Source organism: Bartonella mastomydis (assembly GCF_900185775.1).
Classification (GTDB): domain Bacteria; phylum Pseudomonadota; class Alphaproteobacteria; order Rhizobiales; family Rhizobiaceae; genus Bartonella; species Bartonella elizabethae.
In genome coordinates, this window is record NZ_LT883138.1 from 901,022 (window position 1) to 914,968 (window position 13,947).

The 13,947-nt window shown below is 38.3% G+C and carries 8 protein-coding genes; 1 reads left to right on the forward strand and 7 read right to left on the reverse strand.

Annotation, left to right across the window (positions count from 1 at the left end):
• Window positions 1–32: 32 nt before the first annotated feature.
• The 7 genes from FJG96_RS07155 to ssb all read right to left on the reverse strand — a co-directional run bounded on the left by FJG96_RS07155 (window position 33) and on the right by ssb (window position 10,243).
• Window positions 33–1,232 (reverse strand): MFS transporter, encoded by a 1,200-nt coding sequence (locus FJG96_RS07155; RefSeq protein WP_139413357.1) that lies wholly within the window; start codon window positions 1,230–1,232, stop codon window positions 33–35.
• Window positions 1,233–2,464: 1,232 nt separating this feature from the next.
• Window positions 2,465–3,583 carry a tRNA guanosine(34) transglycosylase Tgt gene (gene tgt, locus FJG96_RS07160; RefSeq protein WP_139413639.1) on the reverse strand — a complete coding sequence of 373 codons (1,119 nt, stop codon included), beginning with the start codon at window positions 3,581–3,583 and terminating at the stop codon, window positions 2,465–2,467.
• A gap of 1,470 nt (window positions 3,584–5,053) precedes the next feature.
• On the reverse strand, window positions 5,054–5,566 hold the full coding sequence (locus tag FJG96_RS07165) for a peptidylprolyl isomerase (RefSeq protein WP_139413358.1): 513 nt from the start codon (window positions 5,564–5,566) through the stop codon (window positions 5,054–5,056).
• 18 nt (window positions 5,567–5,584) lie between these two features.
• Complete coding sequence (locus FJG96_RS07170; RefSeq protein WP_425456571.1) at window positions 5,585–6,190, reverse strand: peptidylprolyl isomerase; 606 nt, start codon at window positions 6,188–6,190, stop codon at window positions 5,585–5,587.
• Window positions 6,191–6,199: 9 nt separating this feature from the next.
• Window positions 6,200–6,697, reverse strand: a complete 498-nt coding sequence (gene coaD, locus FJG96_RS07175; protein WP_139413359.1) for a pantetheine-phosphate adenylyltransferase — start codon at window positions 6,695–6,697, stop codon at window positions 6,200–6,202.
• A gap of 24 nt (window positions 6,698–6,721) precedes the next feature.
• The gene (gyrA, locus tag FJG96_RS07180) at window positions 6,722–9,505 is read right to left on the reverse strand and encodes a DNA gyrase subunit A (protein WP_139413360.1); all 2,784 of its coding nucleotides are present in this window, start codon (window positions 9,503–9,505) and stop codon (window positions 6,722–6,724) included.
• Between the two features lie 231 nt (window positions 9,506–9,736).
• Window positions 9,737–10,243 carry a single-stranded DNA-binding protein gene (gene ssb, locus FJG96_RS07185; RefSeq protein ID WP_139413361.1) on the reverse strand — a complete coding sequence of 169 codons (507 nt, stop codon included), beginning with the start codon at window positions 10,241–10,243 and terminating at the stop codon, window positions 9,737–9,739.
• Between the two features lie 331 nt (window positions 10,244–10,574).
• On the opposite strand from ssb, the gene uvrA reads away from it, so the two are divergent.
• The gene (gene uvrA, locus FJG96_RS07190) at window positions 10,575–13,490 is read left to right on the forward strand and encodes an excinuclease ABC subunit UvrA (RefSeq protein WP_139413362.1); all 2,916 of its coding nucleotides are present in this window, start codon (window positions 10,575–10,577) and stop codon (window positions 13,488–13,490) included.
• Window positions 13,491–13,947: the final 457 nt, after the last annotated feature.

The window sequence follows — 13,947 nt, forward strand, 5'->3', positions numbered from 1 at the left end:
GAAATTCTCTCTCCACTCAAAAAAGAACAATATTAAGCACGCTTCTCCATAAACCATGAGACGCAAAAAACCATTAATCCGCAAAAAGTTAGAATACTCCCTAAAACAGCTGTATATTCATAACTATAGCCTAATTTTAAAACCAATGCTCCAGATTCTGCACCAAGAGCGTTGGCAATATTAAAAGCAGACTGCATTAATGCTCCTGCCAAAATCTGTCCCTGTAGTGCAACATCCATAATTTTTGTTTGTATAGAAGGCATAGCCGCAAAAGAAGTCCCAACAAAAAAGCATCCTATTGCAGCTGTTAATGGAGCACAGGATAAAAAGAAAAAAAGAAAAAAAACAAATACGCTCCAAAGCATAGAAAAAAATATCATCGGCGAAATGCCTATTTTAACAGCCAGTTTAGGTCCCAAGAGATTTCCACCCACCATCCCCAATCCAACTAAGGGCATAATAAAGGGTATCCACTCAAGCGGCACACCAGAAATATGCATTAATGTTGACTTAATATAAGTGAAAACAGAAAATAATCCTGACGCTCCCACCGAAACCATTGTCAAAAGAAGCCACACCTGCTTTTGCTTTAATGCACTCATTTCACGTAAAGGGCTCGTTCTTTGGATCCTTGAATCGCAAGGCAAAAAATTCCAAATAAGCAAACAACACAATAAGGCAATCATACCTACAAGGATGAAAGCAATCTGCCAACCAATAAGTTGACCAATCCAAGTTGCACTTGGTGCTCCTAAAACGGTTGCAATGGTTAAGCCAAGCATAACATACCCAACAGCTTTAGAACGTTCATTCATTTCCACCATTGAAGAGGCAACCATAGCTGCAAGTCCAAAATAGATTCCATGGGGAAGACCACTGAGAAAGCGTAATGCGACTAATATGCTAAAATCAGAAAAAAAAGCACTCGCAATATTTGCTAAGGCATAAAAAAACATCAACCCTATCAAAACAGTTTTGCGTAAAAATTGAGCAGTTGTAATAGCCAAAAGAGGGGCTCCAATCACAACCCCTAAGGCATAAGCAGAAATATATTGACCCGCAGTAGGAATATCAACAGATGAACTTCGTGCCATTTCTGGTAGAAGCCCCATTGCAACAAACTCTGCCGTTCCAATAGCAAAACTCCCCACCGCAAGGGCTAAAATTGCTAAACATCGTATTTTCGCATCAATCTCCAATGCAAAAATGTTTTGTTTATGAGAATCCATCATATCATCACTTCTGGATAAGCGTTTTTGCTGTAGATATCTGTAATACGTAAAAATAAAAATTCAAAATATTGTTACATGCGTGCCAAATCGTCCCCAATAAAGTCTTAGAAACATTTTGATATATAAGAATTTTATGAAACTTTTAGTAAAATCCTTTAATGGAAGATCTTTAAAAAAGCTAACGATTATAGATGTATTCAACTATTTTTATAAGTCTTGCCAGAAAATAAACCTAAGATAATAAATTTCGTTTTTTTTCAGCAGTTTCAATTCTACCCTAAAATCTTTATAATACAATGTACTACACACGATAAACAACTCTAAAACTTATCGAAGAATACATTCCAAACAGCTAAACAATATCTCAATTATTTTGATATAAGTATAAAACTTCTTCCCAATTTATTATTTCTTCATTTTTATGACCTGAGTGCCCCTCCCCCAATCGATAAGCTATAATTTCAACGAATACACCATCCTTATGTGTTGTTGGAGAATCTTTTAAAAATTCTCATGATAAGAGTGTTTGATTTCTCCATTGATTAAATAATCCTATTCTAGAGACATTTACCCCTATCTCATCTCATAGAAAAACAGCATAAGATCGTTTTTGATCTAATTCACTATCTGTAAATTTGAAATATTAACGTAATATATTATGATTTTTATATAATATTCTATAAATAGAAAAGATAATAAATATGATAATTTTTGATTAAAGATATTTATGGATATTTTATAAGAGTATAATTATATTATAAATAATAATTATATAAAAATAATAAAAACATAAAATATAATTTTATAACTTTTAAAGATTATAATATTAATTTATTATTACTTTAATTTTCTAAGATTTTATTTCTTCTTCTGCATGTAACACATTCTTTACCTTAATTAATCAAAAACACAAAAGAACTCATAAAAATACAATTTTCATACTTCTTTAAGAGTTCGCTAACGCCTCATTAACATTGTTGTTTTAAACAGTCATCAGAAACAGAAATAAACTGTTTTTCTCCGGATCAGGTAGCGCGTACCGGAGTAACAGTTTCTGTTTTATATGATAATTGCAAAAAGAATATATGCCCCATAAAATAGCACCTTCAGATTTTAAAATAGTGCAATTTTATATTTTAAAAAGATATTTATAATTTTATTTTTTAGTAAAATTTGTAAGTAAAAAAATAAATTCAATAAAAAATAAAACGCTATATTAGATGAATAGTTTTTTAGCGTCCTTGTGCCCATAGAGCACGCGTTTCAGCGCAAAAATCAGCATAACAGCCCTCTTCAATGGCATCACGAATTCCTTGCATCAATTGTTGGTAATAAAAAAGATTATTCCAAGTCAACAACATCCCTCCCAGAGATTCACCAGATTTGATCAAATGATGTAAATAAGCACAACTATAATTATTTGCTGCTGGACAAAGTGACTGTGGATCAAGAGGATGGGGATCTTCTGCATAACGCGCATTGCGTAAATTAATTCTACCAAAGCGCGTAAAAGCTAAACCATGACGTCCTGCACGCGTTGGCATAACACAATCAAACATATCAATACCACGTGCAACACTTTGTAAAATATCATCAGGTGTCCCAACTCCCATAAGATAGCGCGGTTTACCCTCTGGCAAAATCGGACAAGTCGTATCCAACACTGCTGTCATAACACTCTGCGGCTCACCAACAGCAAGCCCTCCAATCGCATAACCTTTTAAATCCATTTCTTTTAATGCCTGAGCAGAACGTTCACGTAGTTTCATATTATCTCCCCCTTGAACAATCCCAAACAATGCTTTATCTGGCTGTTCTCCAAAAGCTGTTTTACAACGTTGTGCCCACCGTAATGAAAGCTCCATAGCTTCTTCCATCTCTTTTTCAGTGGCTGGTAATGCAATACATTGATCCAACTGCATCTGGATATCGGCATCAAGAAGTCCTTGAATTTCGATAGAACGCTCTGGACTCATTTCATAGTAGGCTCCATTAATGTAAGAGCGAAAAATCACACCTTGTTCGTTAATTTTACGGATGCTCGCCAATGACATAACCTGAAAACCACCAGAATCGGTTAAAATAGGTCCATTCCAGCGTGAAAATTCATGTAATCCTCCCAAACGAGCAACACGTTCAGCGCCTGGGCGTAACATTAAATGATAAGTATTCCCCAAAATAATATCCGCCCCAAGATCACGTATTTGATCCATATACATAGCCTTAATGGTTCCTGCCGTCCCCACAGGCATAAAAGCAGGTGTACGAACACACCCACGTCCGGTAATAATTTCGCCTCGACGCGCCCATCCATCTTGAGCAATTTTTCTATAATGAAACGTTTTTATCATCACTGTTATCTTCTTTGATTTGATTCCATCAATGCATACTTCTATAGAAAGAAAAAAGATATCTTCCTTACAAGCATTGCCATAAATTTTATGAATTAATTTTTGATTCACTCAAACCAGTATAAAAAGATAAACGAGATAAAAGAACATTTACTATCAAGAAATCACCATAATAAAGAAATAATCTAGCTTCAGAAAATAACAAAATATTATACCTCAAAATATCGATGTTTAACGCACCAAAGCCTTAAAATAGAACTGTTAAATTATTATCTCAATAATCTCCTCTTTACGCATTTTCATAAGCAATGTTTTTGTAGGAATAGAGGAAAATTTTAATCACATTCGCTTTCAATATTTCTCACTTTGAAAGATAAGTTTTTATTTATTGGACAATAGATTGATTTATAAAAATAATTTACTTTTTGCATATTGAATGAAAGACTCGTATAGCGTCAGATTCTCTCATTCCAAACTTATACCATATTAAATCACTCAAAATCACTTACTTACACGTTATAAACGACTAGGTCATGTGGAATGAATCTGTACAAAAAAAGACTAAAAAATGCTTCTTGTGAATGCTCTCAAGTGCCAAGAGCTTTGGATTGCAACCTTAGAAAATAGTAAAATGTGTGATGGTGCCAGCTTACTCTTTTATTAAGCTATTAAGCATAAAGATAATGCTGCTCAATAAGTTTTATATGATTCATAGCGGCTTTACCGTTAGATTATTCACGAAAGGGGCTTGAATGTGCTTAGCAGGTGTCTTTTTTAATAAGCGCGTAAATATGCAACACAAGTATATTCCTTTTAAGGCATTCCTCCATAAAAAACGAGAAGAACAAAAGCGTAAGGCCATACATAATCTTTGCTATTTAAAAATACTGCTTTAAATGATTTTGAAAAAAGTAAAGCTGAATTAAAAAGAAAATGGCAAAACTAACTTTTTATATTCACTTTTACGTCTTTATATTCTTCCCCAATTAGGCAATCTTTCTGTTTTCGAGATTATGCCAATAAGGATATACATTATACACTCGCGCTTCCACCTTGCATATGAACACTGAAACAGCCAAGCTCTTATCCATCTCAATATGTTTTTCGAATATGCTGCTGCATTAGGATTAGATGTTGATATACAAACAGCAACAAAAGCACGTTCTTTTTCAGGAAAGGAACAAAACCACTAGGAGACCAGCAATGGATCGGAGAGAAGTGCCGTTATAAAACACTTTGCTAAATAACACCCCTAACACAACTGGTTTTGCATTTTCTTATCCTGACAGCTGCTCGAATAAATCCTTGGCGTCAATTCTTAAAGATCAGATTGAAGAAAATAATGGCGAATTTTTGGCTCGAGAATATGAAAGATAAGTGCAATATTACAAAAGAGTTTTGTGCGCTTTTATTGATCAGAAAAGAACATTTTTTCCCAGAAATTTACAATTTAAATCAGTATAATCTATACTACTTTGCATCTGCAGCAATAACAGCTTTGGTAATTGCATCAGGATCGACAACAGGTTCACCGCGCTTAATTTTATCAACATTTTCCATACCCTCAACGACCTTCCCCCATATGGAATATTGACGATCAAGCCACGGAGCATCTGCAAAACAAATAAAAAACTGCGAATTAGCAGAATTCGGATTCTGACTCCGCGCCATAGAAACTGTACCACGCTTATGAGAAAGGTTTGAAAACTCTGCCGTTAAATCTGGTTTTTTCGAACCACCTGTCCCCGCACGTGATAAATTAAAATTTTCACCATCCTTCTTACCAAATTGCACATCACCAGTCTGCGCCATAAAACCATCAATAACGCGATGAAAAATAACATTATCATAAGCACCTTCACGAACAAGTTCTTTAATACGTGCAACATGACCAGGCGCTAAATCAGCATAAAGCTCAATAACAACTCTACCCTTCGTCGTTTCAAGAATTAAGATATTCTCTGGATTTTTATTCTCAGCCATATGAAAACTCCTTATGATTTATCTTTCAATTTGTAAAGTAGCAGCATAAATAACATCAGGATTTGTTACAGCCCCATTATTACTTGCAGTTCCTTTTTTAATTTTATCAACGATATCCATCCCCTTTATGACCTCTCCAACAACCGTATACTGACCATTTAAAAAAGGAGCATCATCAAAACAAATGAAGAATTGAGAATTCGCGGAATCTGGATCTTGTGAACGTGCCATCCCAACAGTACCGCGCTGAAACGGCTGCTTTGAAAACTCAGCCGGTATATTGGGATAATTTGAACCTCCCATACCAACGCGTTTCAGGTCAAAATCTCTACTGCCTTTTTTTCCAAACTTTACATCACCAGTTTGTGCCATAAAGCCAGGAATAACGCGATGAAACACAACATTATCATAAGCCCCCACCTCTGTTAGTTTTTTGATTTGCGCAACGTGTTTTGGCGCCAAATCAGGACGCAAACGAATAATAACATCACCGTCTTTGAGAGATAAAACAAGCAGGCTTGAATCACTTGCTGAGCTTGTTAGGTTAGGATTATCAGCAACAGCGGGCAATGAAAAAAAACAAAAAATACATATCAAAACAGCAAAGAATCTACGAGACACCATTATTCACCCCTATAAAGACTGGAATTTTGAACGTAAAGCTTGTGCAATATTGGTCGGCACAAATGGTGTCACATCCCCTCCCATAGAGGCAATTTGACGAACCAATGTAGATGTTATCGCACGTCCAGAAACGCTTGCCGGCAAAAAAACAGTTTGCAATTCAGGGGCCATAATAGCATTCATCCCTGCCATTTGCATTTCATAATCAAGATCAGTCCCATCACGCAATCCACGAATGAGAAATGAAGCACCAACTTCACGCGCCTTCTCAATGAGAAGGTTATCAAATGAAAGAACCTGCAACCGATCAGAATCTGCACCAAACAAGTCTTTCCCTACCTGCACAATCAAACCAACGCGCTCTTCAAAGCTAAAGAGTGTTTTCTTGCCCGCTTGTATACCTATAGCAATGACCACCTTATCAGCTAACACAAAACACCCTTTTAAAACATCAAGATGACCGTTTGTAAGAGGATCAAAGGAACCAGCATAAAAAGCAATTTTCATGATTTTATTCCATCCTTTTCAAAATTACTTTTCTTCGCTCATATCAACTGTATCAGAATGCTTCTCACCTTCATCCTCTAATGAACGCGTATCATCTTCAGGTTCAGAAATACGCTCAACCGATACGACTCTTTCACCTTCAGCTGTATTAAAAATGGTTACCCCCTTCGTTGAGCGCCCAGCCGTACGAATTCCCTCAACAGGGACGCGAATAAGCTGTCCCCCATCTGATACCAACATAATTTGATCTTGCGCCTTCACGGGGAAAGCCGCTACTAATTTACCAATTTCAGCCGTCTTAGATGGATCTGTTGCACGAATCCCTTTTCCCCCACGTCCCGAAATCCGGAACTCATAGGAAGAAGAGCGTTTGCCATAACCAAATTCACTCACGGTTAAAAGCATTTGTTCACGTGCATGAAGTTCTGCATAACGCTCATCCGTTAACTCTGTTGCAATACCCCCATCTTCCTCATCAAGCGTAACAATATCTTCAACATCAGCCTCTGCACCAGCAGCACGCCGTTCATTCATCACACGTTTAATATAAGCAGAACGCTCAACAGACGTCGCTTCAACATGCTCTAAGATTGTCATCGAAATAACTTTATCGCCTTTAGCCAAATTGATACCACGAACTCCTACAGAATTACGCCCTGCAAAGACACGAACATCCACAACAGGGAAACGAATACATTGTCCATTCGCTGTTGTGAGAACGACATCATCATATTCTGTACAAGTTTCAACCGAAAGAATTTCATCTTCTTCATCAAGTTTCATAGCAATTTTACCATTACGATTAACCTGAACGAAGTCTGATAACTTATTACGACGCACAGTTCCACGTGTTGTCGCAAACATGACATCCAATGCACTCCAGCTTGCTTCATCTTCAGGCAAAGGCATAATGGTTGTAATACGCTCGCCTTGTTGTAAGGGAAGCATATTGATCAAAGCCCGTCCGCGCGATTGCGGTGTCCCCAGAGGCAGTCGCCAAACTTTTTCCTTATAAACAATCCCCCGTGATGAAAAGAAAAGAACTGGAGTATGCGTATTAGCGACAAATAAACGCGTTACAAAATCCTCATCTTTCGTCGACATCCCAGAACGTCCCTTACCACCACGACGCTGTGCACGATAGGTATTAAGAGGGACGCGCTTAATATAGCCACTATGGCTCACCGTTACCACCATATCCTCTGGCGCGATCAGATCTTCACTCTCCATCTCAGCGCTACCAAAACCAAATACGCTCCGTCGCGGCGTTGCAAATTCCTCACGAAGAGTACTCAACTCGTCTTTAACAATACCCATAATGCGTATACGTGATGCCAAGATATCAAGATAATCAGCAATATCCACGCCAATTTTATTCAACTCATCAGCGATTTCATCACGTCCAAGGGCTGTCAACCTTTGTAAGCGCAATTCTAAAATAGCACGCGCCTGTTCTTCAGAAAGATTATAAGTACCATCCTCATGAATAATATGACGGGGATCATCAATAAGTTTAATCAAAGGCGCAACATCCATCGCTGGCCAGCGTCGCTCCATTAATTGTGTACGTGCTGTCTGCGGATCAGGAGCTTTGCGAATAAGCGCTATGATTTCATCAATATTGGCAACTGCAAGGGCAAGACCAACCAAAACATGGGCCCGCTCACGGGCTTTACGCAAAAGATATTTTGTTCGCCGACTAACAACCTCTTCCCGAAAATTAACAAATGCACGAAGCATATCAAGCAACGTCATTTGTTCGGGTTTTCCGCCGTTCAACGCAACCATATTACAACCAAAAGAAGTTTGCAGCGGCGTATAACGATATAATTGGTTTAAAACAACTTCCGCAACAACATCTTTCTTCAACTCAATAACGACACGATAGCCATCACGATCAGATTCGTCACGCAAATCAGAGATTCCCTCAATGCGTTTATCACGTACCAATTCCGCCATTTTCTCAATCATCGTTGCCTTATTAACCTGATAAGGAATCTCACTCACAATGATTGCCTGTCGACCACTGCGAATTTCTTCAATCTCAACTTTAGCACGCATAATAATTGAGCCACGCCCTGTCTCATAAGCTGAACGGACACCAGAATGGCCCAGAATAATCCCCCCTGTAGGAAAGTCTGGACCAGGAATAATTTCAATGATTTGATCGAGTGTGATACTTGGATTATCAATCAGAGCGATACAACCATCAACAACTTCACCAAGATTATGAGGTGGAATATTGGTTGCCATTCCCACAGCAATCCCCCCTGATCCATTAACCAAAAGATTAGGAAAACGCGCTGGTAAAACAACCGGTTCACGTTCACGCCCATCATAATTATCTTGAAAATCAACAGTATCTTTATCAATGTCAGCTAAAAGCGCTTCTGAAACTTTTTCTAAACGACACTCCGTATAGCGCATTGCCGCCGGTGGATCACCATCCACGGAACCAAAATTCCCCTGACCATCAATCAATGGATTTCTCAGAGAGAAATCCTGCGCCATACGCACCAAAGCATCATAAATCGAAGCATCACCATGGGGATGGAATTTTCCCATAACCTCCCCAACAACACCAGCAGATTTACGATACGGTTTATTAAAGACAAGCCCCATCTCATTCATAGCATGAAGGATACGTCGATGAACAGGTTTAAGACCATCACGGACATCAGGGAGTGCACGCGAAACAATGACGCTCATCGCATAATCGAGATAAGAGCGTTGCATTTCATCAATAATGCTGATTGGTTCAATACCGGTCAGCACATCACGTTCTAGCTGCGGAGTAAGATCGGTCACAATTTTTAAACTTTCAAAAAAGAATCATTTCACTTTGTTTATATCGAAAAATACACCAGAATGCTAATTTATCGCCCATAACAAAGGAGAAATTTAACAATATTTTTCAAGATGTTATTAATCTCTGTTAAAAATTATCAATAATAATAAACAATTTCCACTTCGCTAAACTTCAAAAATCTAAAACAAACAAACCATAAAGAAGTCGTAATACTGTAATTTTAAAGACTCTTAGAAAGGGACGTCATCATCTAATTTGTGAGCAAAGTCTTCTCCCATTTGGCTATTATTTTGACCAAAAGCATTTCTCTGATTTGAGCTACTATCCGCAAAGCCACCACTGTAACTTCCCCCTTGACTGGCTCCTTGCTCTCCACTAGCTCCCCCGCGCCCATCAAGCATTTGTAATTCACCACGGTATTTTTGCAAAACAACCTCCGTTGTATAACGATCATTTCCATTTTGATCTTGCCATTTCCGTGTCTGTAACTGTCCCTCAATATAAATTTTGCTGCCTTTTTTTAAATATTGCTCTGCAATTTTGACAAGGTTTTCATTAAAAATAACAATACTATGCCACTCGGTGCGTTCTTTTCGCTCATTTGTATTCCGATCACGCCAACTTTCCGAAGTAGCAATACGCAAATTTGCCACTTGATCCCCAGAATTCAAACGGCGGATTTCGGGATCTGACCCGAGATTACCAATCAAAATAACTTTATTAAGGCTACCAGCCATCGCATAAACTCCAAAATTTTAATTCGTAAAATACTGTTATAGAATAGTTATAACCATCTTGACCTTCAATTTACGCGTTTGTAATTGACCTTCAATATGGATATTGCTACCCTTTCCCAATATTGGATCCAATGTGATTATAACAAAATATGATAACAACGCATAGTTTATTCCATCAATAGAGAATAAAAAGCTGCTCATTTGTATTTTCTTTTCATAAAACTTATACCTTCTTTCTGCGTTAAAGCAGTTAAGCACGTTGTAATTCTAGAAAAACAGTTTTATTCCATTTTAGAGGCTCAGTTTTTGTCACATATGCTAAGGATAAAATATGACTCATCAAAAATATATCTCCATTCGCGGTGCACGTGAGCATAACCTTAAAAATATTGATCTCGATCTTCCTCGTGATCAACTCATTGTTATAACAGGTCTTTCTGGATCAGGAAAATCGTCTTTAGCTTTTGATACAATTTACGCTGAAGGACAACGCCGCTATGTCGAAAGCCTTTCAGCTTATGCACGACAATTTCTCGAAGTCATGCAAAAACCCGACGTTGATCGCATAGACGGCCTTTCTCCAGCCATCTCCATTGAACAAAAAACCACCAGCCGCAACCCGCGCTCAACAGTTGGTACCGTCACTGAAATCCACGACTATATGCGCCTCCTCTTTGCTCGTATTGGTATTCCTCATTCCCCTGCGACAGGACGCCCCATTGAAAGTCAAACGGTAAGCCAAATGGTTGATCAAATTATGGCCTTACCAGAAGGAACGCGAATTTTTATTATGGCTCCCTTAGTGCGCGGTCGCAAGGGAGAATATAAAAAAGAGCTCACAGAACTTTTAAAAAAAGGATTTCAACGCGCTAAAGTCGATGGAAAATTCTATGAAATCCCTGATATTCCACCTCTTGATAAAAAGTATAAACATGACATTGATGTCGTGGTAGACCGCATTGTTATCAATAAAGATATCACCTCTCGCTTGGCTGATAGTATAGAAACTTGTTTACAGCTAGCAAATGGACTTGCCATTGCTGAAATGGCTGACCAACCCTTGGCACAAAAAGAAACGACAAAGGAATCAGCTCATAAGTCAAAAAATGACACACATAAACGACTTCTTTTTTCAGAAAAGTTTTCCTGCCCTGTATCAGGTTTTTCTATCCCTGAAATTGAACCACGTCTTTTTTCGTTCAATAACCCTTTTGGAGCCTGTCCTCTCTGTGATGGACTTGGCATCAAAAAAAGAATGGACCCACTGAAAGTTGTACCCAATAAAAATCTTACCTTAAAAGGCGGAGCCATTGCACCTTGGGCTAAATCAGATTCACTTTATTATAGCCAAACCTTAGAAGCATTAGGAAAAACTTATGGTTTCAAACTCACAGATCAGTGGTGTGAACTCTCTCATGAAGCACAACAGGCTATTCTCTACGGTACAAAAAGAAATGAAATTTCTTTTATCTACAAAAATAATTCTGGTTCACATAAAATGACTCAACCTTTTGAAGGAGTCATCCCCAATATGGAGAGACGCTGGAAGGAAACTGATTCTGCTTGGTCCCGTGAAGAAATTGAGCGTTATATGTCTTCTTCCCCTTGCGAAGCCTGTCACGGTTATCGTTTAAAACCAGAGGCACTCGCTGTAAAAATCCATGGGATGCATATTGGGCAAATATCAAATCTTTCTATTCTCAAAGCAGATGATTGGTTTGCCAATATTCATCAATATCTCACGGAAAAACAACGCAATATCGCGGTACGTATTTTAAAAGAAATTCGCGAACGCTTAGCTTTTTTAAATCATGTAGGATTGGAATATCTCACCTTATCTCGAAATTCAGGGACGCTTTCAGGAGGAGAAAGTCAACGCATTCGATTAGCCTCTCAGATTGGTTCTGGTCTTACAGGAGTCCTTTATATTTTAGACGAACCATCTATCGGTTTACACCAACGTGATAATGAACGTCTTTTGGAAATGCTGCGCCATTTACGCGATCTTGGCAATACAGTCATTGTCGTGGAACATGATGAAGATGCCATTCGCACAGCAGACCATGTTGTTGATATGGGCCCTGCGGCAGGGGTTCATGGTGGTAAAATCATAGCACAAGGGACACCGCAAGAAGTTATAGAGAATCCATCCTCTCTCACAGGCCAATATCTTTCAGGAAAAATGGCTATTAGACTGCCGACAGAGCGACGCAAAATATCAAAATCGAAAACCCTTAAAATCATCGGCGCCAAAGGCAATAACCTTAAAAATATCAGTGCAAATATCCCTCTTGGAACCTTCACATGCATCACCGGTGTTTCTGGAGGAGGAAAATCAACATTTCTTATTGAAACGCTTTTTAAAGCAGCATCCCATCAGATCATGGGCAGTCATCACAGTCCTGCAAGCTATGATAAAATTGAAGGCTTAGAATTTCTTGATAAAGTCATTGATATCAACCAGTCTCCCATTGGGCGCACCCCACGCTCTAATCCCGCAACCTATACAGGTGCTTTTACACCGATTCGTGATTGGTTTGCCGAACTTCCAGAATCAAAAGCCCGTGGTTATAAAGCGGGGCGTTTTTCATTTAATGTTAAAGGAGGACGCTGCGAAGCCTGTCAAGGTGATGGAGTCATCAAAATTGAAATGCACTTTTTACCGGATGTCTATGTGACTTGTGATGTCTGTAAAGGAAAGCGCTATAATCGAGAAACACTAGAAATAAAATTCAAAGGGCAATCTATCGCCGATATTTTGGATATGACAATCGAAAAGGCAGAGGAATTTTTCCACGCTGTTCCAGCTATTCATCATAAAATGGAAACCCTCATTAAAGTAGGATTGGGTTACATAAAAGTAGGACAGCAAGCAACCACGCTTTCTGGTGGGGAAGCACAACGTGTCAAACTTGCAAAAGAACTTTCACGCAAAACAACGGGACGTACACTTTATATTTTGGATGAACCGACAACAGGTTTACATTTTCATGATATTGCTAAACTTCTTGAAGTACTCCATGAACTAGTCAATCAAGGCAACACCGTTATTGTCATTGAACATAACCTTGATGTTATCAAAACAGCCGACTGGATTATTGATTTAGGACCAGAAGGTGGAGATCGCGGTGGTGAAATCGTTGCAATTGGACGCCCTGAAGATATTATTAAAGTTCCTGCTTCCTATACGGGAAAATTTCTAAAAGATGTTTTACTGCGTCACTCTCTCTACAATTCCAACTCTTAAAAAGGCTTCCCCTTGAAAGGCTTACCTTGTAAAAGACAGTATACAAATAAAGCCTGTGTTGTTATTGTTGCCTCTAAATTAATATCTCATACCAGTACAGCAGCATATTTGAAACAAAGACTGAAACGTTTTTTAGCGCTTTATAAGCTGTTTCCGTTTTCGTATTACCAATAGGAACGCGCGCATAATGGCGTATCTTTTTCCCCTGTTTGTTTATATCTGAAACGATCAAACAGTCTAATTTGGGGAAAAATACAAAGTCTTGAGGATATAAAAAGTTTTCATCTTTTCCATCTCCTTTTCATTCATCTTGATCTTAACGATTTTCAAAAGCATCCACAGCAAAATCTTATAATGCAGATTGCACATCGCTTTACACTTTTGTTTATCACGTTCTTTAATAAGATCAGGATCCTCACGAAGGGATGGAACGCCCCAAATGGAATAATTTGCGTTG